Source organism: Bacillus multifaciens, from assembly GCF_030756675.1.
Classification (GTDB): domain Bacteria; phylum Bacillota; class Bacilli; order Bacillales; family Bacillaceae_G; genus Bacillus_A; species Bacillus_A multifaciens.
In genome coordinates, this window is sequence record NZ_JAVBXD010000006.1 from 26,419 (window position 1) to 52,017 (window position 25,599).

25 protein-coding genes and 1 pseudogene are annotated in these 25,599 nt (G+C 34.2%); 2 read left to right on the top strand and 24 right to left on the bottom strand.

What is annotated here, in order from left to right; genetic code table 11:
• Positions 1-8: 8 nt before the first annotated feature.
• From Q9306_RS05925 to Q9306_RS05995, 15 genes and pseudogenes are all read right to left on the bottom strand, one after another.
• Complete coding sequence (locus Q9306_RS05925) at positions 9-707, bottom strand: phosphopantothenoylcysteine decarboxylase domain-containing protein (RefSeq protein ID WP_306196264.1); 699 nt, start codon at positions 705-707, stop codon at positions 9-11.
• 12 nt (positions 708-719) lie between these two features.
• Positions 720-1,604 (bottom strand): AAC(3) family N-acetyltransferase, encoded by an 885-nt coding sequence (locus Q9306_RS05930; protein WP_306196266.1) that lies wholly within the window; start codon positions 1,602-1,604, stop codon positions 720-722.
• 82 nt (positions 1,605-1,686) lie between these two features.
• Complete coding sequence (locus Q9306_RS05935) at positions 1,687-2,625, bottom strand: DMT family transporter (protein WP_306196269.1); 939 nt, start codon at positions 2,623-2,625, stop codon at positions 1,687-1,689.
• A 27-nt stretch (positions 2,626-2,652) separates the two neighbouring features.
• Positions 2,653-3,153, bottom strand: a complete 501-nt coding sequence (locus Q9306_RS05940) for a GNAT family N-acetyltransferase (RefSeq protein ID WP_306196271.1) — start codon at positions 3,151-3,153, stop codon at positions 2,653-2,655.
• Positions 3,154-3,279: 126 nt separating this feature from the next.
• Positions 3,280-4,248, bottom strand: a complete 969-nt coding sequence (locus Q9306_RS05945; RefSeq protein WP_306196273.1) for an NAD-dependent epimerase/dehydratase family protein — start codon at positions 4,246-4,248, stop codon at positions 3,280-3,282.
• Between the two features lie 31 nt (positions 4,249-4,279).
• Positions 4,280-4,699 (bottom strand): GNAT family N-acetyltransferase, encoded by a 420-nt coding sequence (locus Q9306_RS05950; protein ID WP_306196275.1) that lies wholly within the window; start codon positions 4,697-4,699, stop codon positions 4,280-4,282.
• Between the two features lie 76 nt (positions 4,700-4,775).
• Positions 4,776-5,546 carry a VOC family protein gene (locus Q9306_RS05955; protein ID WP_306196277.1) on the bottom strand — a complete coding sequence of 257 codons (771 nt, stop codon included), beginning with the start codon at positions 5,544-5,546 and terminating at the stop codon, positions 4,776-4,778.
• 86 nt (positions 5,547-5,632) lie between these two features.
• Positions 5,633-5,788 (bottom strand): annotated as a pseudogene (locus Q9306_RS05960) (cupin); the annotation flags it as partial.
• Positions 5,775-6,323, bottom strand: coding sequence for a GNAT family N-acetyltransferase (locus Q9306_RS05965; protein WP_306196281.1), 549 nt, complete (start codon positions 6,321-6,323; stop codon positions 5,775-5,777). The pseudogene Q9306_RS05960 and the gene Q9306_RS05965, both read right to left, overlap by 14 nt.
• Positions 6,324-6,327: 4 nt before the next feature.
• On the bottom strand, positions 6,328-6,993 hold the full coding sequence (locus tag Q9306_RS05970; protein ID WP_306196282.1) for a serine hydrolase: 666 nt from the start codon (positions 6,991-6,993) through the stop codon (positions 6,328-6,330).
• Positions 6,993-7,703, bottom strand: coding sequence for a nucleotidyltransferase domain-containing protein (locus tag Q9306_RS05975; RefSeq protein WP_306196284.1), 711 nt, complete (start codon positions 7,701-7,703; stop codon positions 6,993-6,995). The genes Q9306_RS05970 and Q9306_RS05975 overlap by 1 nt, the downstream gene beginning before the upstream one ends.
• Before the next feature lie 225 nt (positions 7,704-7,928).
• Complete coding sequence (locus Q9306_RS05980) at positions 7,929-8,561, bottom strand: LysE family translocator (protein WP_306196286.1); 633 nt, start codon at positions 8,559-8,561, stop codon at positions 7,929-7,931.
• Between the two features lie 257 nt (positions 8,562-8,818).
• Entirely contained in the window at positions 8,819-9,820 is a 1,002-nt protein-coding gene (locus tag Q9306_RS05985; RefSeq protein WP_306196288.1) for a sensor histidine kinase, read from the bottom strand.
• Positions 9,817-10,488 carry a response regulator transcription factor gene (locus Q9306_RS05990; RefSeq protein WP_306196290.1) on the bottom strand — a complete coding sequence of 224 codons (672 nt, stop codon included), beginning with the start codon at positions 10,486-10,488 and terminating at the stop codon, positions 9,817-9,819. The genes Q9306_RS05985 and Q9306_RS05990 overlap by 4 nt, the downstream gene beginning before the upstream one ends.
• A 13-nt stretch (positions 10,489-10,501) precedes the next feature.
• Complete coding sequence (locus Q9306_RS05995; RefSeq protein ID WP_306196292.1) at positions 10,502-11,485, bottom strand: alpha/beta fold hydrolase; 984 nt, start codon at positions 11,483-11,485, stop codon at positions 10,502-10,504.
• Positions 11,486-12,194: 709 nt separating this feature from the next.
• On the opposite strand from Q9306_RS05995, the gene Q9306_RS06000 reads away from it, so the two are divergent.
• Positions 12,195-13,022 (top strand): peptidoglycan-N-acetylglucosamine deacetylase, encoded by an 828-nt coding sequence (locus Q9306_RS06000; protein ID WP_306196294.1) that lies wholly within the window; start codon positions 12,195-12,197, stop codon positions 13,020-13,022.
• Between the two features lie 277 nt (positions 13,023-13,299).
• Here the strand turns inward: Q9306_RS06000 and iscB are convergent, their stop codons facing one another.
• From iscB to Q9306_RS06025, 5 genes are all read right to left on the bottom strand, one after another.
• Complete coding sequence (gene iscB, locus Q9306_RS06005; protein ID WP_306196296.1) at positions 13,300-14,547, bottom strand: RNA-guided endonuclease IscB; 1,248 nt, start codon at positions 14,545-14,547, stop codon at positions 13,300-13,302.
• A gap of 232 nt (positions 14,548-14,779) precedes the next feature.
• Positions 14,780-15,670 (bottom strand): RNA polymerase sigma factor SigJ, encoded by an 891-nt coding sequence (gene sigJ, locus Q9306_RS06010; RefSeq protein ID WP_306196298.1) that lies wholly within the window; start codon positions 15,668-15,670, stop codon positions 14,780-14,782.
• Positions 15,671-15,707: 37 nt separating this feature from the next.
• The gene (locus Q9306_RS06015) at positions 15,708-16,889 is read right to left on the bottom strand and encodes an NAD(P)/FAD-dependent oxidoreductase (protein WP_306196300.1); all 1,182 of its coding nucleotides are present in this window, start codon (positions 16,887-16,889) and stop codon (positions 15,708-15,710) included.
• Between the two features lie 117 nt (positions 16,890-17,006).
• Entirely contained in the window at positions 17,007-18,635 is a 1,629-nt protein-coding gene (locus Q9306_RS06020; protein ID WP_306196302.1) for an ABC-F family ATP-binding cassette domain-containing protein, read from the bottom strand.
• A 397-nt stretch (positions 18,636-19,032) separates the two neighbouring features.
• A complete protein-coding gene (locus tag Q9306_RS06025) occupies positions 19,033-20,241 on the bottom strand; it encodes an MFS transporter (RefSeq protein WP_306196304.1) in 1,209 nt (402 codons plus the stop codon).
• 283 nt (positions 20,242-20,524) lie between these two features.
• Between Q9306_RS06025 and Q9306_RS06030 the strand changes: the two genes are divergently transcribed.
• Complete coding sequence (locus tag Q9306_RS06030) at positions 20,525-20,728, top strand: hypothetical protein (RefSeq protein ID WP_306196306.1); 204 nt, start codon at positions 20,525-20,527, stop codon at positions 20,726-20,728.
• An 80-nt stretch (positions 20,729-20,808) separates the two neighbouring features.
• Here Q9306_RS06030 and Q9306_RS06035 read toward each other — a convergent pair whose 3' ends face one another.
• The 4 genes from Q9306_RS06035 to hisC all read right to left on the bottom strand — a co-directional run bounded on the left by Q9306_RS06035 (position 20,809) and on the right by hisC (position 25,590).
• Positions 20,809-21,981: a GNAT family N-acetyltransferase gene (locus tag Q9306_RS06035; protein ID WP_306196308.1), complete on the bottom strand. Its 1,173-nt coding sequence runs from the start codon at positions 21,979-21,981 to the stop codon at positions 20,809-20,811.
• A 111-nt stretch (positions 21,982-22,092) separates the two neighbouring features.
• Positions 22,093-23,385 carry a 3-phosphoshikimate 1-carboxyvinyltransferase gene (aroA, locus tag Q9306_RS06040; protein WP_306196310.1) on the bottom strand — a complete coding sequence of 431 codons (1,293 nt, stop codon included), beginning with the start codon at positions 23,383-23,385 and terminating at the stop codon, positions 22,093-22,095.
• Between the two features lie 17 nt (positions 23,386-23,402).
• A complete protein-coding gene (locus Q9306_RS06045; protein ID WP_306196542.1) occupies positions 23,403-24,503 on the bottom strand; it encodes a prephenate dehydrogenase in 1,101 nt (366 codons plus the stop codon).
• Complete coding sequence (gene hisC / locus Q9306_RS06050) at positions 24,496-25,590, bottom strand: histidinol-phosphate transaminase (RefSeq protein ID WP_306196311.1); 1,095 nt, start codon at positions 25,588-25,590, stop codon at positions 24,496-24,498. The genes Q9306_RS06045 and hisC overlap by 8 nt, the downstream gene beginning before the upstream one ends.
• Positions 25,591-25,599 lie beyond the last annotated feature (9 nt).

Sequence of the window (25,599 nt, forward strand, 5' to 3'; positions counted from 1 at the left end):
TTTAACTCTCATGAATGAATAACAACTTGTTCTTTTTCAGAGTGTATCATTGTAAGTTTATTAATAAGACTTCTTGCTGTATTTGCTTTATCTAGACATACTTGAACTTCACTACCTTTAGAAATAATATAGTGATTTGTTTCAGTGGTATATAGTGCATTGGAAGCATTTGCAACTATGAAATCTGCTTGTGCACCTTCCATTCGGATTTGTGCTCTCGTTATTAATTCTTGTTGACTTATACCACTCTCTAACTTAAATCCTACTAACACAACACCCGGATCCCATTGTTTAATTTGAGATAGTACTTTGGGAGCTTTCTTAAAATGAATAACTGGCGGCATATCGCTTGATAACTTTCCTAATTGATCCATTACATTTCCTTCTTGATCGACAATTTTATCAACAATCCAATCCGAGCCAGCTACCGCCATAATGACAATATCTACTTTTTCACTTGTAATAATTTGTTTCATTTTCTCTTGTAAATCAATAATTCCTTCAAACGAATGAGAAGAAAGATTATGAGTCGCATCAGGTTTTTCTGCAAAATAACCATGTAAATATATAACAGAAGCCCCGTTCTTCAACGCTTCTTCTGCAAGAAGTTTTCCCATTCTTCCTGTCGATAAATTCGTATGTCCACGTACTTCATCCCATTTTTCTATACAGCCACCACTAGTTATGAGTACCTTTTTCCCCTTCATGTTTCCCATCCTTTAATTAGAGATTTGCTTCGTTTGCTTTTGTGTAAAAAACCATTCCGTTCCAAAATCAACGACTTCTCGTTGCTTCATTAATTTACATGATGCGTTCCCTATTTTTCCAAATATAACTGATCCGGTTTCATCAAATGCTTTTCCTAATGGCTCAAAATCATCAGAATCATAATCAAATTCCTCATACTCTTTCCATATGCGAGCTCCATTTTCGATAATCGGTGCTCCAATTTGGACTGTTTCTCGATATTGCGAACGAACTTCAGATAAATGAAGTGATGTATTCGAATCATGATCTACTCCGATTAATAAAATATATCCATCTAAATCATACATTTTTCCCAAAGGTGACTGTTCTCCAAAACTAGGAGTAAGGATGTGATCATCAATAATTTGTTTTGCGTGTTTCCCCCACGCTGCAAAGCTATGTAACGGATGATTACTTCTTTTTGTATTTGGATATGTCCGAAAACACTCCACTATTTTCCCCATACTTCGCGTTGGTGTTGTTTCCGGATGAAACGGTGGTACATTGTCACGAATAATTTCCCACCAACTTTCTGGGACAGGTGGCATTTGCCAATTTTTCGGATCAGACAAATCACTTGTTTGAGTTGGCATAATGATTGTTCCTTCTTCTGTAACTACTTCCATTAAAGCTTCTACTACCGCCAAAGCCCCACCACTTACCCAACCAATCGAACTAAGTGATGAGTGTACAATAACGTTCATTCCTTCTGTAACACCTAATTTTCGTAAATCGCTTACAATTGTATGAATTGTATTTGGCATTTTTGTTTTTGCGATTAAATCGTTTATGCTCATAATAAATCCCCTCGTACCTTCTAATAAAATTTCTTTTATCTTCCATTTATATATTATCATATTTTTCTTAATTTTTAATCTTTAAAAAAGGGACTACCTTTTACCATAAACAGAAAAAAGATGACCTTTAAAGATCATCTTCTCATGCTGTTATTTTCTCCTCTTTTTTCTCCATAACCGCCGCAAAACTATGTAAAATCATCCCCACGACAACAAGACTCATTCCAACCCAAGACAAGGTTGATGGTAATGGTGCTGACAATAATATTAATTCACCAAATAGCGCGAATAATACTTCACCAGATTGCGTCGCTTCAACTGTTGCCAATTTTTGCAGATCATCTTTTACAAGATCCGTCGCAAAAAAGAATAATACAGTTGCAATAAGACCTGAACTAATTGCAACTACCAAACATTGCAGTACTTGATCTGATGATGGTAATCCAACCGTTACAATTCCATATCCAGATAAAAGAAACCAAAAAGGTAAACTAGCCAACGTCATCCCTAACACCCTTTGAAATACATCCAATTCGCCGTTACACACTTGCATCATTTTACGATTACCAAGTGGATATGCGAACGCTGCAAGCATCACTGGTACTACACATAAAATAGTTTCTTGAATTCCTAGTGACGATGCATGTTCTATTTGCATAATGGCGACTCCAATTAAAATAACGCTGGACATCGCCAACTCTTTTATCGGTATTTTATTATGTATCACTTGATTCGAAAAAAATGGTGTTAACAAAATGCCCGCAATTATTGTCATTTGCCAAGTTAATGCGACGAGCCATCCTGGTCCATAAGCCCCGGCAAAGCTCAATGGTGCATAGAATAGTCCAAAACCTACAACACTCCATAACAACCATTCAGCTGGTTGTTTCTTCATATACTGAATAAGCTGCTTTCCATTCCCTCTATACATAACAATGATTAGTAATAGCGGAACCATAAAGAAATAACGTAAAGATGCGCTCCAAATCCAGCTTCCTCCTTGTAAATCCATTGCTCTGTTTAGCACAAAAGTAAACGCAAAGAAAAAAGAAGCTAGTATTCCTAATAGAATCGCTTTCATGTATAACTCCCTATGACATTAATGTTCTTATAAAAATAGAACCATATATTCTTCATCTCGATACACTTCATCCATTTTCAATGCCTTTTTTTCTAGACCATACGTTTCAAATCCAATTGATTGATATAATTTTTTTGCTACAATATTATTTGAAACAACTGATAAACTAATTTGTTCTACATTTAACTGCTTCGCTTTTTTCACGACTTCATTTATTAAGTTACGTGCATACCCTCTTCCTCTACTTTGAGCACTTACATACATTCCAACAATATGCCCTTTATGACGAAGTGCTGCTCTTGATTCTGTTAATAGTGTTACAATCCCTACTAACTTATTATTCTCATCTAAAGCGCCAAATGTATGGCTATGTTCTCCTTGTAAATTTTTGATTACTTCTTGAATCGGCTCTTCCTTTTTGATTGCTTCTTCATATGTAGTAATATAAGCTTCTGGATTTTTTTGCAATGCTTCTAAGCGTAAATCCCAATAATTTTCTGCATCTACTTCAGTTAACATTCTAATCATCTGACTTCATCCTTTCTTACATAATAAAATATAAACCTGCCTTTAGACAGGTTCTACAAAATTAGATCTTTTCCTATATATTTAATAAACAACATTTTGTTTACATAATAGTATTATATGTATCTTTTACTTCTGTAATGAAAAAATACGAAGTACCTCATCAACTTTATTCATTGTAGCATCACTTAACTGAATATTTTCAGTTTGATAAAAATGAAACGCCTTTTGTAAACCGTTATACAAATTTATTTGTGGTACATATAAATAATGTGCATTTAATTTTTCTATATTCATAGTATAAGTAACATTACGGAACGGAAAATAATTTCGTGTTGAAATGCCAGGATTTAAAACTGTTTCATCTATTTCCACAGTATGCGCTTCTCTTCCTACGATTTGGCTTGCTGTATCGACAAATGTATTCCATGTAATATCTTCTGGATACGACAAATTATAAGCTTGTCCATTAGATTGTTCTGAACCTATTACACTTTCCATCACTCGAACTACATCATCGATATGAACAAATTGCACTGGACCTACATTTTTTGGAATTGGAATCGTAAGTTTTTTTGTCAAGCGATCGAATATGTACGCTTCTCTATACAAATTATTGCCCTCACCATATATATACGAAGGTCTAAAAATCGTAATTGGAAATCCTTCTTGTTTATGTAAGGAAAATAAATAATCTTCCGCTTCTTTTTTATCAAGTCCATATTGCCCCCAATTATAATTTTCTGCTCGCTCAAAATCTTCAAATAAAGTTTGGTTAGTAGGAGCGTATACTGCTCCTGAACTACAAAATACATATCGCTTTAATTTACTTGTATCTACATAATCTAGTAATGTTTTTACATGATTCTTATGATAAGCCGTAATATCAAAAATATAGTCATACTGTTTATTTGAAATATTCTTCTTTATGTCTAAGGGAACATTTCGATCTCCTATAAGATGTGTATGTACTCCCTCATACATAATTTTCCGTGTTCCTCTAGTAAAAATATCTACTTCATATCCTTTTGAGATTAAAAACTTTGCTAATGCTTCACTAACAAACTGCGTACCACCCATTACTAATATTTGAACCATATATATTTCCTCCTTTATCAGAAAATCTATTTTATAACTCTAATTCATAGTGTTTCATAACAACTTCCATATTAAATTTTCTCATCATAAATTTCTCTGGTTCTATAATTCTTTCAAATCCAAATTGCTCATATAACGCATGTGCATCTTTTGTAACTAACATAAATCGTGTCCAGTTAAGCTTTGGATGCTTTACAATCGTCTCCATTAACCACTTGCTTAATCCTTTTCCTCTATAAGCAGATACAATAAAGACATCCGCCAACCAAGAAAAACGCACAAAATCCGTAACAACTCTTGCAAACCCAATTTGTTGATTCGTTGCACTTTCATATACTCCATAACAAAGCGATGAGTTATTAATAGCTTCAGTAACTAATTCTTTTTGTATTCCTTTTGCCCAATAGGAATTATTGCAAAGAAAATCATGGATGGTATCGATTTGTAACAAATCTTTATTGGTTGAAATATAATAATTGTTATTCTTCTTTACGTATAAGGCTGATTCCTTCCTTTCAAATTCCCCCTTATTTTACATAAGATAAAGGTAAATGCAGTTGGTTTGGAATAGTAGTTAAAAACTCTGGTGTATATTTCAGCGTAATAGAATAAGAATGTTGCACAAATTGTATTGTGTCTTCTTTTTTATTTACGTTTTGGATAAATTCTAGATCCGGAGTTCCAAAGGTGATGTTCATTTTGGGCATTAATGCTCCCATATCAATTGGAATCCACGGCCTTCCTTCTTTCACAACAACCGCATGTGCAGTACCGCCAATTACAAAATTGAATATATCTTGGTCATGCATCGTCTTCATTTGTAATGTATTTTTCAACCATTCTCGAAACATAGGAACAGACGGAACTGGAAATCCGACTTCTCTTACATACATAACTTGTAAAGGACCATTTCTTTGTAAAACCTCTTCTTGTACATATTCATGTGAAATAATCTCAAGAATATTCCCATCACTATCTTTGAAATATACGGCTTTACTTACCTTAGAATGATACGTAACTTTTTCACCTTGTTTATCCTTTAAAATTTGTACACCCGATTGTGTGAGCCACAATGCAATTTCATCAAACAGAGAATACGGCACTTGAAAAGCAAAATGAGTTGGCACAATTGGTTCTAATATTTCTTTGAAACTAATGGTTGTAAAATGAGTAACTTGAAACCGAATAAACGTTTCTGTTTGCTTTGCAATTGGAAATTGTAGGATATCAGCATATACTTGTTTTACGCCTTCAATGGATAATGTTTGTAATTCTATATCTGCAAAATGTGTAATCATATAGCATCCCTCACAATGGTTATTTACTACTAGTGTATAAAACATACTTAGTAAAAGAATCCACTTAAAGAGGGATCATGTAATTGCTACTTTTGTAGTATAGGCATGTTCACTGATAAATCTTCTCCCTCTATTACAATTGCCATCAAACCAGTTTTTGTACTTGTCTCATGATTTTCTCCCTTTTCCCAAAAAGCAGCTTGTCCTGCCTGAATAGGAATCTTTTCTTTATTCTCTCCGCAACATTTCAAAAAACTCTTCTTTTAACATACTAAAACGAAAACGATCAACAAATTCTCCGAGTCTCAGTCGATCTTTTCTCATTAATCCTTCACATACAAATCCAGCCCGTTTATAACTCTTCATCGCTTTCGTATTATCTGCATCTACTCGTAGCCAAATTTTTTCTAAATCGAACTCTTCAAATCCAATTTGCAGCATTTCATATAAAGCAGCCATTCCGTATCCTTTTCCCCAATATCGTTTATCTCCAATCGCAATTCCTAGCTCTGCATTTTTATTTGTTCGATCAAAATTTTTCAAATCTACCCAGCCGATATGCACACCTTCTTCGGAACAAATTGCTCTTTGTTCATAGCCATTTGTTCGATTGATACACATTTCAATCCATTTTCTTGTATCTTCATGCGTAAATGGTGGATATTGATCTGGAACTACTAGGTGACGTGTTACTTCTTTATCTAAAGACCATTGATATCGATCTTCTATATCATCTAATGACAATTCTCTTAATTGAATATTCGGCAAATTGAACATGTAATCATTCCTTATTTTTATATGTTTGTACAATTAATTCTCCTATATTTTTCAGTACTTGTTCTAATTGATACCACTCTGTATTTTCACCTTTTGCTTGAACAAAACCAATACAAAATAATACGCGATCTTCTAAATATAAATAACCAACATCATTACAAACTGTTTCAAGCCCACCAGTCATATGCAGCCATTCATATTGATTAGAGAATCGAAAACCATCTGGGTCTTCTTGTTCTTTTAAAGATTCGAAGATAAGCATATTTTCTTTTTTGTACTGATATAAGAATTTCATGAATTGAAATACACTAGCTGGTGTTCCGCAATTTTGAATTATACTTGTATTATCCTTGTTAACGAGTATATCGAGTTTCATATGCTGTAATTCACTATTTATCTCTTCTATATCAATTTTTTCTACAATAGAATCATATGCTTCTCTCGAATGTTTACTAATAGCCTCTTTGATTGTTATGGGTGTTATATACTCATGTTTCTGAAAAGCAATACTACCTACAATCCATTTTGCCAAACTCGCTAAAGGGAAATTTTTATTTTCATTTATACATAAGGTTTCCTTTGTTTTGGTGTCATATAAATACAGACCTATTTCTACAGAAGAAGGAATGAGTTGTAGGATATCCTTTATCAATAGTTTATTAAGACCCATTACTTTTCACCCTTTCCAATACAAAAACCCTCAAAAAGACGGCCTCCGTACATGTCTAAAATACCATCCACAAATACAATAATTTGCTCCTTCTCTCCCGTTTTATAAAATTGTTCAAATGTAGATACAAACTCTGCAGCAACCTGTTCATCATATTTCTTTAAAGTTTTCATGAACCACTTTGAGTGTCCTGTCCAACAATTATTCATTCGCAATATAAACTCATGAACAAGATCCGCAAGATGATTTGCAATAAACAATTCATCTTCTCGTTTTGCTACGCCAATAAAGTCGTCTAATACATCTGTAATGAAATATCGTTTCTGTTGTATCATTTCATTTGTCCATGGTTCTGGTCCTTTTTCTAATAGTTGCTGCGCTTCTTTCTTTATTGATGGTATGATGCCATTTATATCTTTTAACACAATTCCCTCAACAACAAGTTGCGGTAAAGAAGGACGACCACGTTTACAATCACTCGCAAAAAAGTCTTTATAAGACGTAAAGTTGTGAACAAATACTTCAACAGGCCATCCGTTAGCTATGAAAGATTCACGATACGCTGAAGAAAGCGTACTATCAAAAATGATAATGTCTAGATCAGAAGTTTTCGTTCCTTCTCCCCTTGCGATGCTTCCTCCTAAAAGAGCCGCGTCACAATTTGGAAATTGAGATGCAAGAATTTGTTTAGCTGCCTCTACTGGTTCCATATGTATCTCTCCTACTAGTTTATTATTTATATATTCTTTACTATCTATTGTCACTCATGATATATTCGACATTACTTTTTGATTTCCCTATTTTTTAACAAAAATACGGTATGTGAAATTCAAAAACTAATCTTTTCCGAACCTAGCTATAGCTAACTCATATATTTTAAAAACATTTTTCTTGAAAAAGACAAAATTTGAAACGATAGTTTAAGACCTTTTATTTTAATTAAAAAATCCTTTAACTAGACTGTACATAGACCATAAACCGAACATAAATAAAATGAAACCAGAAATACGATTCACAATGTTTAAAGAGAAATTTTTCATTCGATTCATCAATATTCCAGTTACACTACTAAGAATTAACCACCATAATGTTGAACCCAAAAACACTCCCAACACTACAACTAAGATGGTCGTCGTATCATCATTCAAATTAGAAATTCCCAGCCCAGAAAAAATGGCTAAGAAAGATAAAATGGTTACTGGATTTGTTAAAGTTAAAAAAAAGGTAGAAACATATGCTGAAAAAGCATTATTACCATTGGCCTTAGCTGATGTTTTTGACGGTTTTGAAACAAAAATTTTCAGTCCTAAATATAATAAAAACACACCACCAATAAAATGAATCCATCCTTGTTGTTCAATTAAAAAATCAGTTATAAGTGTTAAGCCGAGTCCAGCAATCATCCCATACAGACCATCAGCTGTTGCTGCACCTAACCCCGACATAAAACCAATAAATTTCCCATGCGCCAGTGTGCGTCGTATACATAAAACTCCAATAGGTCCAACAGGGGCTGCGATACTAAGCCCAATAATTAATCCTTTAATAAACAATTCAACGGCCACCATACTCCCCCTCCAATATTAATACTATCCTTTTATATATCTAAATCACGTTTACATTCGTATCGCGCTATAATCAACACAATATTCAAAATACTATTATAACATGTCTTCTATACTGGTAATAAACCAATTATGTAACTGACCTGCTCCAACCGGTTTTTAAGGTTAGTTAAAGAAGAAAAAAGGTACACCACTATATAATTAGTGATGTACCTTTTTTAATATAATGTGTAACATTATAAACAATTTCAAAGTACACTTTATATATTTTTTTCGATCGCGCTAAAACTAAATATAGTCCCATCTTTATTTGACTGTAAAGTATATTTGATATTGAGCAGTCTAGATATATCCTCAATTATTTTTAATCCCAGCCCCGTACTTTTACCATTCATATCAAATCCAATTCCGTTATCCCTAATAGAAACAATACTATTTTCAATCGTTACCACAAGTTTTTTAGCTTTTGAATGTTGTAACGTATTTTGAAACACGTTATCAAACAACCTTTGAAGCCACAAATTATTACTAGTCCATATCAAATCTTTATTTATTGGACTATATATTAATTCCATGTCATGCATACTATACAGATAACTCCATTTTTTAACCATCATTCCTAATAGATCATGTATATTCACATCATCATTTACAATATAAGAATTCTCTAACATATCTGTAGATTGCATTTTAAATTCATTGGTTAATTCAGCAATATACTGTATTTGTTGATATAACGATTCTAGTACTTGTGTTTGGCCATGATATTGATCTTCTAAATAAAATAATTGTAACCTCATAGCGGTTAAAGGTGTATTAATATCATGTCTTAGTTTATTTAAAAGCTCCTTTTTCATTTCCTCTTGCTGTTTAAGTTCTAATTCTCGATATGTAGTTCTTTCAATTAATAAATTTACTGATTTAATTAATTCCCCGACTTCATCATCGTTTTTCACATCTAATGTATTCGGAACCTTTTTATCGCTAGCTAAATGTCGAATTGTTTTATTTAATATATTTATTTTATTTAATAGCGAGTTAATTGATTTCGAGAATAAAAATGCTAACATTAATAGCGATACAAAAAAGATAACTAACATTGTAGGATATGCAAATGATTCATGAAAAGGAATGCCCTTGTTCTTCGCTTTAAAGGCAATATCATAAATTACTGACATAAAGACACTAATCAATAGCAATAACAATGGCACGCTACTAATAGCGATAAATAATAATAACTGGTATTTCTTTTTTAATTTCATTTCTTCATGTAGGTATTTAGTCTATACCCTTCTCCATATATATTTTGAATAATTTCACCGTTCTTATCATTGATTTTTGTTCTAATCTTTTTTATATGTACATTCACGATATTGGGATTTCGGTCTTCAAGTTGCCATAAGTAATCAAAAAAATGTTCTTTCGTTAAAATCCTATCCTTATTTTCATATAAATAAAAGAATATTTTACGCTCAATTGCGGTAAATACAACTTCATTATGCAGGCTACTTCTGAAAACCTTTTTATGTTCTGCATCAATATATACATGTTTAATTTGTGTAAAAGTACCATATTGATTATCTAGCATTTTCTGCATTCTTAATAACAACTCTCGCGGATCAAAAGGTTTTATCATATAATCTTCCCCGATTGTCAAACCTTGAAGTTTGCTATCCATATCACTTCGAGCGGATAGAAAAATAACTGGAATATTTAATCCGAGATTTTTTATTTTCTTTGTAATTTGATAGCCATCTTCACCTGGCAACATAATATCCATTATGACTAAATCTATCTCATGGATGATTCTAGTAATATCTTTTCCTTCTTTCTTCCAACATACGTTGTACCCTTCGCGTTGCAAAATTTTTTGCAATAAATCACCAATCATCAAATCATCTTCAATAATTAAAATGTTATATCCCCTCATCACATAAAACCCTTCATTTTTTATCTTTCTTATTCATAAACTCCATTGCCAGGTTGTAAATTTCATCTGGTTCGTATAAATAAATACAGTGTGTACCACTAATTTGTACAACTTCTGACTTTGACAGCTGTTTGGCAAAATCCTTATAATTTTCATACTTTTGTTTTGTATATTTCGAGTTTTTATATTGTTCAGCAACTGCATCTATAAACAATATCGGTGTTTCTTTTGGGAATGGTAGATGAATTGATTTCCTCCCATTTTCATATACCTGTAAAAGCTCTTGCTCCATATCATCATTAAAGAACTGTTTATAAGCTATTGCTTTATATACCTCTTTTTCCTGTTCAGTTAAAAAGGATTGTCGAATTACTTCGGGATTATAAGCTAAAGATGGTATTAATCGATGCAATCCGATTTTTGTAAAAATATTCATTCCTTTTACTTTTAGTGTATCTACTTGACCTAGTTTTTGCGTTACATATTGTTGTGGTAAGCCAATATCTAACGCAATTATTCCTTTTATCTCATTTGGATACTTTTGTGCCCAGTAGATAGCTTCTAGACCGGATAATGAGTGAGGCATTAATATATATGGCGGCTTATTACCACTTTGAATAAGCGCCTTCCTAGTCTGTTCTAATATTGTATCAATATCTCTGTCATCTTTAAAAGTATCACTGTATCCGTAACCCGCTCTTTCAATGACAGCAATCTTATTTTCTTTTGAGAACTTACTGTACAGTCCTTTCAATTCATAAACAGGAGCAGCTATCCCTGCACCAGACATAAATACATATGTATCCTCACCGCTACCTTCATTATATACATTCATTTTTTTATTATTAAAATAAACTGACGTTCCCTTACTTTTAATTAACGCTGACTCTTCGCTTAATTGGTAGTTATGGTATATACATACAGATACCAATACAAGTAAAATAACCGCAATGAACGCAACAAATATATTTTTTAATACTTTACATAATTTTCTCATAGAATTCTCCTTTCAAGCTATATTGAAAGGATACGAGATAAAAATAAATTTCTAATAAATTTTCATCTATATTTTTTAACATATGTTGCTATGCAAAATAAAACATAACCCATACTCGTTTTTTCCTTTTGTTTTAACCTTGCCTGTGGGAGAAAAAGGCCCTGAGCGTTTCTATGTTCTCCCCCCCTAAAAAAGGTTGGATGTCGGTTTTTCAACTTGTAATTACACAAATTAATTTACAAACATTTTTCAGGATTGATTTCAATAAACTCCCATTTTCCTTTCATATTCTTTTTATATTGCGCAGCCAAAATATCTGTATCATTTGTTAGTTGAAAAAATACAAAGCGATATTTGTTCCTGTCAGTACCAATCACATCAATTATTTTCGTATAACCTTCTTGTTTTGTTGGAAGTCTTTCTTTTACAAGTTTACACCAATTCCCGAACTTGATATCAACTACCGCCTCCGCATTATGTTGCCAAAGGTGATAAGCAGCACATAAAAAATCTTCACCCCAAAATCATTTATTTTTAAAATATATGGTTTCACTAAACGATTAATAAACAAAATTCAAAGAATCTTGCATCGCTTTCAAAAATCACTTCATTTCTTGTAAATATATTTTTTTACAGTACTATACATAAAATTCCTAATATAATAGAATGAAATAGAATGGGATTATTAGAAATAGAAAGAAGGACATTTATGCGTAACAAATCATCTCTTGTAACTTTATTTAAAAGAACTCTTATTATGTGTGTAGGAATATCATGCATATACGGTGTGTCTACCAAATCGAGTCACATTGTAAAAGCTAGTACGGACGATTCTCCACAATCTGTTCAGCTAGTAAGCGAAATACAAACTGCACTAGCTCCAAAGGAGACACCGGAACAATACAATGGTCAAGTTAGAAAAGTAGCTTATCTTACTTTTGACGATGGACCAGGAAAGTATACTGCTCAATTATTGGATATATTAAAACAAAATGATGCGAAAGCTACTTTTTTCCTTATTGGCTCTAATGTTAAAGAATATCCAAATTTAGTAAAACGCGAATTAGCAGAAGGTCACTATGTCGGCATGCATAGTATGTCACATGATTTCGCGAAGCTATACAAGCAAGGCGGTTATGTGAACGAAATGAAAGAAGATCAAAAGTTAATTGCTAATATAATCGGACGAGATCCAAAATTAACACGTCCACCATACGGTTCTATGCCAGGCCTAAATGAAGCATTACGAAATCAAGTCGCTGAAAATGGTTTGCGAGTATGGGACTGGACTATCGATTCTTTAGATTGGAAGTATAATAAAATGCCAGTGGATGCTGCTTCTACTAAAATTGTAGAAAATGTAATTGCAGGTGCAAAAACGAACAAAGAAGTAATCCTACTTCATGATATTCACCCACAATCTGTTTCTGCCGTATCTGCTATTATTAAAGGGTTAAAAGAAAAAGGCTATGAGTTTGAAAGTTATAATGAAAATGAGCATTTCGAATTAAACTTTTGGCATGATAAACGAATTTAATATAAATAAAAGGGCTGATTTCTACATCTTAAGAATCAGCCCTTTTATAATTAAAGTATGCTCCATTATATGAAAATGTAGTTTTGTATTATAGTTTGATAAAAAATGACGCTACTAACTCTTATAAGACAGCAAATAAAAAAGAATCCATTTTGAAAATATAGATGTGATATTTATCAAATAGTTTAACGTAATTCCGAAAAAAGTCCCCATCTTCAAGCGCGTAACGCGCAAGAGCCCAACAGTAAGGTAGGGATGAATTTCAGTTAGGCATCGCCTAACTGATTTGTAAGAACTGCCAATTGTTCGTATGGTGTATACGTTCTATATCTGATATCTTTACTTGCTTATAAGATTTAGCTGGATTTTGTATATATTGTCCATCGATATCTTGTACGTATACCATTTTCCCTGTAAATCCTGTCACAAATCCTACTTGTCCAAATACTTTCACTTTATCTCCTAAGTAGATTCCATCTACATACGGTGTGTTTTTCTTGTTCCGTTTTGCACTTGTATTCTTTATTTTCTTGCCTTTTCTTGCAGTTGCTTCATGTAGGGAACGCTTTTTCTTTCTAAATTGCTTGATGCGAAATTCACCACTTTGATCATATTCTTGCAAATATTTGGGACTTGTAATCGCAATTGCGTCATTTATATGTGTTTTTGATAAACCTAATTCTTTTCGTTTTGGTGTTGTGTAGCTGCCATACGTAGTGTCACAATCTAAACGATTCATGATTTGTAACCGCAATATATTCATAAAGGCTGTCTCTTTATATTGTTTTGGCTTCTTAAAAACATGTTTAAGTTTCCCTTGATGAAATTTTTGATGACATTCATCATGTACGGTTACGAGGTTATCTGCCATATCCGAACCACCATTGCATCGTTCGATGATATGATGCGTATGCAAGATGCCACCTTGTTTCTTACAAATTTGACAGGTGTAATTGTCTCTTGCGAATACATAATATCTAGTATTCCAAAAACCAAAAGCATCTCCTTGTTGGTATTCTGTTCCTTGTATATCGGGATTTTTTAGCTTTTGGGCATCAAACTTTCCTACTTCGACAATCACTTTTGGCGAAGATAAGAGTGACTTGAATGTTTCAATCCAATGAATTTGATTATCTACTTTGCTTTGAATCGATGGAGGCAACCATCCTTTTTTCTTTTTTCGATTGAGAAAACGCGCTTTGCGATACCTTATTTTTCGCTGTCTTCTTCCTCTGCGTAATGCAGCTCTTAGTGTGAGATTTTCTTTGACGTCCTGACGTAACTGGATGGTTCCTTTTGCTAACACATTGTTTTCAGTGGTAATCGCAATGCCGATATGCTTTACTCCGCTGTCAACACCGATTGTAACGGGCTGCACCGCTTCACCTGTGGCATATTGCAATTGAATTGTAAACGGAGTGTATCCAATAATCTTTGCTTTTCCTTGTTTGAGAAGAAGCCTAGCCTTACGAGGACTACAAGGCATAAGTGGTTCTCCTCTTAAATTCTTAACAAATACACGCATGTTTTGTCCCTCCTAAGAGTTTGTTTCCCTTCGCCAATGTTTGTAGGTGTTGGCAACTTCTTATACAAGAAGGCTTGTGGTTGACCGTTCCTTCCCAATCAGAACTGCTACAGAGCCACCATAGAGCCAAGAACTAGGGAATTATTCTTGGGTATGCAACCTACGAACGGAGTCCACGAAAGACTGTGGCTAGACAACCAAGGCTTTTTTTAAGCCCCCACTTCAAAACGTGTTAGCGTTTAAGTGGTGGGTAGTTGACCTTTTCAGGATTTAACACGATATAAATAGATATAATTTTATTCCCATCAAACCTAAAGCTCATTACCGCTTGCATTCCAGTACAATTTGTGATTACAATTCCAGGAGAGCCATTTACCCTTGTTTGTATTATAGAATATTCATCTTGATTCGCAAGGAATTTTTTTGCTAAAACAATAAGAAGTTTTTGTACACGCACTGCCCCATAAACAGGTTTAGCTGCAGCGGTTACTTTGCCGCCGCCATCTGCATAATATGCGATGTCTTTCCCTAGAACTTCCATCATCTGATTTGTATTTCCCTGCTGAATAGCGTTTATAAAACATGTAATGACTTGTTCGTGATCTTCTTTCACAGTTTCGACCACAATTTGCTTTTCAAGTTCTGGAAGCTCCTTTTTTATCCTACTTAAGATTTTACGGCAATTTGCTTCTTTTTTCTGTACAATTTCAGCAATCGTTTCATAGTCATATTCCAAAATTTCACGGAGTATAAAAATAGCTCTTTCAATTGGATTCAATTGTTCAAATAATACAAGCAAAGCATATGACATATCATTTTTCATCATCATTTCTTGTAATGGATCTGCTTCAATTGCTGCAATTGGTTCTGGTAGCCATGTCCCCACATATAACTCTCGTTTTTTCTTAGAAGACTTCAACATATCTAAACAACGATTGGTAACTAATTTACACAAAAATGCTTTTACATTTTTGCTGTGCTTCAATTCGTATTCATTCAACTTTATAAATACATCTTGTATAACATCTTCTGTATCAGCAATACTACCAGTCATTTTATAAGCAAGTGAGAAAAGAAGAGATTTATACTCAATATATAATTGACTTAGTTCAGCGTTTTCCATTGAAAAAAATCCTCACCTTCTATTTCATTCGGCACAATTAGACAAGTAAACTAGCTTGATTCCATGTTCGTTCTCGTATACGAGAACCTATTTTACCCGATAAAATGAAATCAAGTCCCCATTTTTGAACCCAAACAAATCCATTGTTAGGTCCAAGACTAATACAATATAATTTGACAGGATAAGGTTTATGAATAATAGAGTTAGATACTCCATATATCTCATTCTTTAAAATTTTACTTAATCTCGTCGCCTGAGGAATCGCTTCTTTACACGTCATTCCATCTACTTGTTTTGTTTTTTTATCAACAACTCTTGCACAGTCTCCGATTGCGTATATATGTGAATACCCTTTTATAGAATACGTATCAGTAACTAATATTTGGTTCTCATTAGATAACGGAAGATTAAATGTTTGAATAATCGGATTCACTTTAACCCCCGGTGTCCAAATACACTCTCCTACTGTATATGTTGTTCCATTTGTACAAACTAACTGACCATTTTCAAATTTCATCACTCTCGTTTTAGAGATGCATTTTATTCCGATTTTTTTGAGTTCATATGTTAATCGGTCACTTACTTTTACCGGAACCCCTCGTAATAAATGTTCTTTTGAATCAAATAAAATGACTTCTACCTCAGCTGGATTAAGTCCTACTTTTTGAACTTCTCCTTTAAACCAAACACATATTTCTGCAGAAGTCTCAATACCAGTAATCCCTCCGCCTACAATCGCGATGCGCAATAGTTCTCGCCTTACTTCTTTATTTTCTTCTATTTTTGCTAGTTGAATTAAAGAAAGCAATTTTTGTCTTATCTCTATAGCGGTCTTCGTACTACTTAATGTTGTTCCGCCTAACGTACTAGGAATTTCTTGAATGACACTCCCTAGTGCTAATACAAGATAATCGTATTGCACTGTTTTTATTCTTTCATCTTCTAATTTTATGTCTATTTCTTTTTTAGAATGATTACACGTTATCGCTTCTCCCTTTATAAATTCCATTCCATCTGTACAATACCTCTTTAATGGAACTTTTAAATCCGCATCTTCAACCACTGACTTAAACAATAAAACCTTCCGAAAATGAAACGAACTTTTATCCACTAACGTAATTTTCACTTCTTTTCCTAGTGAAATACCTAATTCTTTTTTTAATCCATTTAATAAATTAATACCAGCAAATCCTCCGCCTAATATAACAATATGTTTCATTTTCATTCCCCCTTTACCCTTAAAACGATTCGATTTATTTACTTGTGACATTTTAAAAGGAGAATTTATAAAAAAGAGTACAAAAAAACATCCCCTACATGAAGGGGATGTTACTATTTATTTTGCTTCTTTATACATCGCTTCTACTTGTTTTTGAAGCTCTTCGTTCTCTAAATACTCATCATATGTCGATTGTTTATCAACTAAACCGCTTGGTGTTACCTCAATAATACGATTTGCGATTGTTTCAACAAACTGATGGTCATGTGATGTGAATAAAATTGTTCCTTTAAACGCCATTAAACCGTTGTTTAATGCTGTAATAGACTCAAGGTCTAAATGGTTTGTTGGATCATCGAATGTTAATACGTTTGCACCACTTAACATCATTTTAGAAAGCATACAACGTACTTTTTCTCCTCCAGAAAGAACAGAAACGTTTTTCTTTACTTCTTCACCAGAGAACAACATACGACCTAAAAATCCGCGTAAGAAGCTTTCAGACTCATCTTGTGGTGAAAATTGACGTAACCACTCCACTAAGTTATATTCGCTATTTTTGAAGAACTCAGAGTTATCACGTGGGAAGTATGCTTGAGATGTTGTAACGCCCCATTTAAATGAACCACTATCTGGCTCCATTTCACCTGCTAAAATTTTAAATAACGTTGTAATTGCAATTTCATTACGTCCAACGAATGCAATTTTATCACCTTTATTTACAGTGAAATACACGTTATCTAATACTTTTTCGCCATCAATTGTTTTAGAAAGGCCTTCCACTGATAATAAATCATTTCCTACTTCACGCTCTGGTGTAAAACCAACGAACGGATAACGACGAGAAGACGGTTTAATATCATCTAATGTAATTTTATCTAATAATTTTTTACGAGAAGTTGCTTGTTTCGCTTTTGAAGCGTTCGAGCTGAAACGAGCAATAAAGTTTTGTAACTCTTTTACTTTCTCTTCTTTCTTCTTATTCGCATCTTGTGTTAACTTTAATGCTAATTGACTAGACTCATACCAGAAATCATAGTTACCAACATAAAGTTGAATTTTACCAAAGTCAAGATCCGCCATGTGCGTACATACTCTGTTTAAGAAGTGACGGTCATGGGATACAACGATAACTGTGTTTTCGAAGTTCATCAAGAAGTTTTCTAACCATTGAATTGCTTTTAAATCTAAATGGTTGGTAGGCTCATCCAGTAATAAAATATCTGGTTGACCGAATAGCGCTTGAGCAAGTAATACTTTTACTTTCTCTGCCCCTGTTAACTCAGACATTTTTTTCGCATGAAGGTCTTCACCAATGCCTAGTCCTTTTAAAAGAATTGCAGCTTCTGACTCTGCTTCCCAACCGTTTAACTCAGCAAATTCACCTTCTAGCTCAGCTGCGCGCATACCGTCTTCATCACTGAAATCTTCTTTCATGTAAATCGCATTCTTCTCTTGCATTACTTCATAAAGACGTGTATGTCCCATAATAACTGTTTCTAGAACTGGGAATTCTTCATATTCAAAGTGGTTCTGTTTTAAAACAGCTAAACGCTCACCTGGTGTAATATGAATATCTCCTGTTGATGCATCAATTTCACCAGATAAAATTTTTAAGAACGTAGATTTACCAGCACCATTTGCTCCGATTAAACCGTAACAGTTACCTGGTGTAAATTTTATGTTAACATCATCAAAAAGTTTACGATCTGCAAAACGTAAACTTACGTTACTTACTGTAATCATGTAGTTCCTCCTAGTAATACCGCTGCATCCAGCGTTTTCTCACCGAATGTCCTAAAAGTCGTAGTTTACGACTCACTTATTTTAGACTATTGCTATTATATAGTAGAACTCGAATGAATAGCAACGATAGATTCATTTTCTGCAAGGAAATCAAAAAGCTTTCCGCATTAATTCCGCTTTACTATCCTATTTCGTATAAAAAGCTGTTCAAAATGTTTTTTCATATCTTTTCGAAAAACAAAAAATTAAATAGCAAAAGTTATTGATATTAAGAAAACTATTACAAGTAAACAATAAACTCTATACGCTACTAAAGAGTCAATAATTTAATATAAAATGCCTCTATTTTCCTTGTTTATATAGCTTTTTGGTATATAAGTGAGGAACTAGGATCTCCTTAACATTGTAAATCCATATTTTTTGTTTTAAATAAAACAAAAGACAATCCTGCCGAGATACAGATTAGTACAGCACCAAATATATACACCATTCTAATACCAAAATATTCAGCTATAGCTCCTACTATAAATATAGAAATGCTTGAAACTGTTGACAACAAAACATTACGAGAAGCATATACTTTTGGAAGTAATGACACATCTATATTTGTTTGAAATGCAGTTTGCTGTGCTATATCCCGTATTTGATACGCCGGTCCCATCGCAATACAGAGTATAAGCGATAAGAGAGGCATACTACTAAGCCCATATAACAAAGTAAGAATGCTGAACAAAAAAGAGCCAGTTGCCATACTTAGTACAAGATTTGTTTGAATCTTTTTTGCTAGATATATCGTTATAATTCCTCCGACAATGGTACCAATATAATAACTAGCATTAATGTACCCCCACCATTGTTCTCCTTTGTGGAGTATTTCTTTTACATAAACCAATGTGATTGCACCAACCCAGATTTGACCTGCAATTCCTTCGATTACATCCATTAATGTAACTAATCGCAAGGTTGAGTTACTCCAAAGATGAATCCAACCTTCCTTCATAAGGGTCCACTTAGATGCTCCTTGCTGCTCTCTTTTCTGATTGTACAGAGAGCGAATAGCAAAGTATAAACAAACTATAGAAATCCATAAAAAGACAGCCGTTATTAGTAAAGTAGAAGTATACCCCATTTTTACAACAATAAATCCCGTCAGCGTATAGCCACCAATTTGTACCGCTTGATTGGAGATCGATAACAAGCTATTTGCTTTTACAAGTTCTTCTTTTAAAACGATTTTGGGAACTATAGAATTCAATAAGGGACTCCCCCATCCTTCAACAAAAGAAAGTATCAATATGTAAGTGAGTAAAATATAAATATGAGAAGTTAAGAATGTAAATCCTAATAGTAAAAAAGTAATCAAGATACTCTTAGTTATTTGCAAGTTTACAAGTGCTTTTGACGTAGAAGTATTTTGTAGAATTAGCGGTGCTGACAAACCAGCTATTAATCTTGTAAGAGCTTTCAAAAAAGGAAATAAAGAAGCAAATAAAACAGATTCCGTTTTCTGATAAATAAAAGTTGTAATGACCATAATATATACGACATCAGCTAACGAGATGGTTGTTTGAGCTATCCAGAACGAATAAAATCTATAATTTTTCATTGCCACCTCCAGATAAGAAATATAATTTAATTGTAACTATTATAAAATAAATAGAATTTAAATGTTTAATACAAATATTCAAGAGATAAACCTAATGCATTACCACATAACAATTTTCGGAAATGAATGACGAACAATTGAATGGCTATTAAAAATAGGGTAGCACTTCTTAAATATAGCCAAGACAACGGACCTACACAATCCTAACTAAAATTCACTTGCACACTTCAAACAAGTAAAAGAATATACTATTGCATACATGACCCATTGGAGTGAATTTATTATGAACCTCTTTCCAATAAGGGTTGTTGCCGTTACCCCTGTAGCAACCCCTGCCATCCACGTTGCCGCCATTCATACGGCAAGTCCCGTTGTAGGAATTGTAACGCCATTCATTTGGCCATATCCACCCATTCACTTATCGGTAACACATCCACACGTCAGCTATTATTACCATCACTTTCCTACAATATATAGAAAGTATTGATGAACCGTTTCATTATTACCGAACATAAAAAGCGCCATTTTTACATAGCGCTTTTTATGTTCTATATCCATTCGAAATGATTAAAAGAAATCATAAAAAAACGGCTGCTCGGAAGGAATCAAATTTTCAAATTGTTTTATGTCTTTTTCCCTCCCAGTAATGTTACCAATTTGATATAATTCCAATGGCCTTTTGTAACCGAAAAGCACTGTAGAAAGTGCATTAATGTTTACATGTACCCCCTTTCCTTTTAATGCTGCAGCTTCTTCTTCGCTTAACATAACTATTTCTTTCTCTCGTATAACTACTGTTTGATTATTCCAATGTGCATATGAATCAGAAATATGTAAAATAACCTCTTCCTCGTTATTTTCCCAAGCAAATGGATATTGCTTAAGAAAACGCTCAACATCTACGATTCTAGCCATAAAGTAAGGTTTTACTTCCGCTTTAATACGCGGCTCTTGCAATGAAAACAGCAATGGCTCTTTTTCATGAACGATCATCTCAAGTTCTTGTATCATTGAATCATGCTGACAAATGAAGTTCCATAAACCCGTTCTAGCTTCACTGTCTAATGGTACAAATTCTTCTATTTTCATCTTAGAGCTTTCTATTTTATACAAAATATAGCCCATTGGCTCATCTGCTCGATTATAATAAACGGCTGCATTTAGGTCACCATAAACAAAATTTAACCAAATATCTCGATCTCGAACTAACATCCCAGAATATTTCTTCGCAAATTGCTCATATACGATTTCAATCTCTTTCAAATGAGAGTCCTTCTTACATCGTTTGATACTTCCTGATACATGTTCTTTCATGATTAAATCCGCTTTTGTTAATGAACATACAAGACGATTCACAAACAGTTCCCATCCATATTTTCTGTAAAATGAAACAGAAAATGGGTGTAGCATGGAAACGCTATAACCGTCTTGTCTCATCGTCTCTAAAACATGTTTTAATAGTTTTTTTACATGACCGTTTCGTCTAAATTCTGGGTATGTAGCTACGCCTGCAATTCCACCCATTTTGAACTTTTCTTTCCCTAAAAATATTTCAAACGGGATAAGGTGTAATTTTGCGGCAAGTTCTTTTTCTTCTAATATCCCAAATATTTGATGATACTTTTTCATAAGCTGAAGACGTTTTTCAATTTGATCTTCTGCTACCTTGTATTGAAAGGCATATTCAGATAGCCGAATTGCCTCCCGGTATTGTTCTTCTACTAATTGAATTACTTCCATGCTCCGTTCCCCCTACATCGTATTCATACATACACATGCAAAACATAATATACCACAATAATCAGAAAATATAAATTTTCCGAATAAAAACCCGATAGATCTTATATCAATCTATCGGGTTTCTAATTTCAGCTTCTCAATCTCTTCAAAAAATCCTGGATATGATACGAAGGCAGCTTCTGCATCCTGGATCATCGTCTCTCCATTCGCAATACATCCGGCAATTGCTAGCATCATTCCAATCCGATGATCCCCATGACTGTTTACGGTATTTCCGTTTAATGATGTTTTTCCATAAATAATCATTCCATCATCTGTCGCTTCTATACGTGCCCCTAGTTTTGTTAGTTCTTCTACCACTGTATCAATTCGATTCGTTTCCTTTACCTTCAACTCATGAGCATCTTTAATAATCGTAACCCCTTCTGCTTGCGTTGCTGCAAGAGCGATAATTGGGATTTCATCAATTAACCTTGGGATAATGTCACCGCCAATCTCAATTCCCTTTAACTTTGATGTTTCGATTGTAAGATTAGCGGCAGGTTCCGCTGCATCTCTATCGTATTGTCCAATTGTTAATTTTGCCCCCATTTTTATAAGAACATCAATAATTCCCGTTCTTGTTGGATTGATTCCAACATTTTGTAATGTAAGCTTACTATTTGAAGTAATTGCTCCACCTACTAAGAAAAATGCAGCCGATGAAATATCTCCTGGTACATGAATGTTCGTTCCTGTTAGCTGTTGTCCGCCTTCTATTGAAACTTTCGGCCCGTCTCTCTTCACTTGAATGCCAAATGCTTGAAGCATTCGTTCTGTATGATCCCTTGATACATGAGGCTCTGTAACACTTGTTACACCTCGTGCTCCTAGACCTGCTAATAAAATAGCCGATTTCACCTGCGCACTTGCAACAGGAGAAATATAATCAATTGCTTGAAGATTCCCTCCTCGTATCGTTAACGGTGTAAATGTTCCATCTTCTCTTCCATCAATTGCTGCTCCCATTAAGCTAAGCGGTTGTGTAACACGTTTCATTGGGCGTTTTCCAATAGAATGATCACCTTGCAAGCAGAAATGAAGGTTTGTATTCGCTAGTATGCCAAGTAATAAACGAATCGTTGTACCAGAATTCCCAACATCAAGTACTTGCCCCGCTTCTTGTAACCCTTCCATTCCTGTTCCAATTACTTCTACTTCATCTCCGTTTTGCGTTATGGATACCCCCATCTCACAAAAACAAGAGATCGTGCTTAAACAGTCTGCCCCTGGTAAAAAGCCCTTAATCGTTGTTTTTCCGTGGGCGATAGCGCCAAACATGACTGAACGATGTGAAATTGATTTATCACCTGGAATTACAATCGTTCCTCGCAATCCTTCTATAGCTGTCTGTACAGTTTTCATATTTACCGCACCTTCTTTTATATATTTTCATATGTTTGATACTGTTCACGCTGTAAAGCTTGCGTTGCTTTCAAACGATCTTCTTCTGTCTGAAAACTAATTCGTAACACCCCAAGTAATCCTTCACGTGCTTCTAGTATTTGCAAATTTGTTATACTAATCTCATGCTTTGCAAGTATGCTTGTAATATGCGCTAACGCCCCAACTTTATCTAAAACATCAACATATAAGTCATGATAAGCTGGAATCGCCCCGCTTTTGCGGACAGGCATAGAATCGCGATATTCTTTTGCCTTAGCGAAGTAATTGTGTAATACTTCGGCATCTCCTTCTGCAACTGTATGGTGCAGTTGCTTCATTTCTGTAATCCATTCCTCTAATAGTTGTAATAAGTGAGAACGGTTTTGCCTTACAATATCACACCACATTTTCGGACTACTAGAAGCAATACGGGTAATGTCTTTAAAACCGCCTGCTGCCAGTATATGAATTAACGGATTATCTCCGGCATGCTTCTCTACTTGCTTCACTAACCCTGCCGCAATTAAATGGGGAAAATGACTAACTACACCTGTTACATAATCGTGTTCCTCTGTATGTAACACAAGAAAATGCGAACGCGTTCCTTTTAACCAATCTTTTAATTGTTCAACCTTCTCTGCCTGAACATGGCGCATCGGTGTTAAAATGTAATATGCATTTTCAAATAAATGCGCCTTTGCACTTTCAACTCCCGTTTTATGAGATCCCGCCATCGGATGCCCGCCAATAAACGTAACACCGCCGGGCAGCAACATTTCTGCTTCTTTCATAATTGTGCCTTTTGTACTTCCAACATCCGTCACGATGACATCTTCACGTAATTTATACGAAGCAAGTTGTTTTAATAACTTAGTTGTTTCTTCAACAGGAGATGCAAAAATAATTAAATGCGCTTCTTCACATATTGTTTGTAAGTTCACTCCCGCTTCGTCGATTACGTTCAATTGTTTTGCACGTTCCACTTGCTCACTTTGAATGTCATAACCAGTAATGATGACATTGTGTTCTCGCTTTATTGCTAAAGCAAGTGAACCGCCAATTAATCCTGTTCCTATTAATACAACTTTTTTACACATGTGCCTCATCTCGAGACCTACTATTATGAAAGTGTCGTTTTAACACTGCGATCACTCCTTCATTTTGTTTACCCGTACCGATTGTGATGCGAACACCATTTAAAAATGGACGAACGATATATCCAGCGTGTGCACAAAGTTCATAAATTTCTTGAGCATTTTCTAACGGTAAAAAGATAAAGTTCGTTTGAGATGAATAAAATGGAATCTCATTTTCTATACAAAAGCTTTCATATTGCTGCAATCCTTCTCGGTTTGCACGAGTGATCCTTTGTAAAAATGAATCATCATTCCACGCAACTACGGCAGCTTTTTGTGCAAGTGATGATACATTAAACGGAAGACGAACAACATTTAATTTCTCAATGATTGCTTCATTTCCAACTGCATAACCAACGCGAAATGCTGCTAATCCGTATGCCTTTGAAAATGTTCTTAAGATAAGAAGGTTCTTATACTCTTTCAAAAGTGAAATAGTATCTGGAAAGTCACCCGCTGTGACATATTCATAATACGCTTCATCAATTACAACTAATGTTTCTTTATGAACTTGCTCCATAAATTCACGTAATTTTCGGTCATTCACATATGTGCCTGTTGGATTATTCGGATTACAAATCCAAATAATTTTTGTTTTTTCATTCATGACTGCCGCGATTTCATCTAAGTTATAGACTCCATTTTGAAGCGGTACTTCCTTGACCTCACACCCTTCAATTACTGCATGATGGCGGTATTGCGGGAATGTTTCTCCAGCCGTCACAATATTATCGCCTTGGCAAAGCATTGTTCGGCTAATAATTTGAATGACTTCATCAAGACCACTACCACATAAAATTTCTTCTTTTTTCACATCCAATTTCTCCGCAATCGTTTGACGAAGCTCAACCGCTCCTCCGTCCGGGTATAAAGCATATGCATTCAGCTCTTTTCGTAATCCTTCCATCACACGAGTTGAACAACCAAATGGATTTTCATTTGATGCTAATTTTACAAATGAATGGACACCATAATCTGCTTGCATTTGTTTTGCTGATTTACCTGGTTTATAAGGTTGCAACGCCCGTAGTTGTTCTTTTACTTTCATAAAAATCCT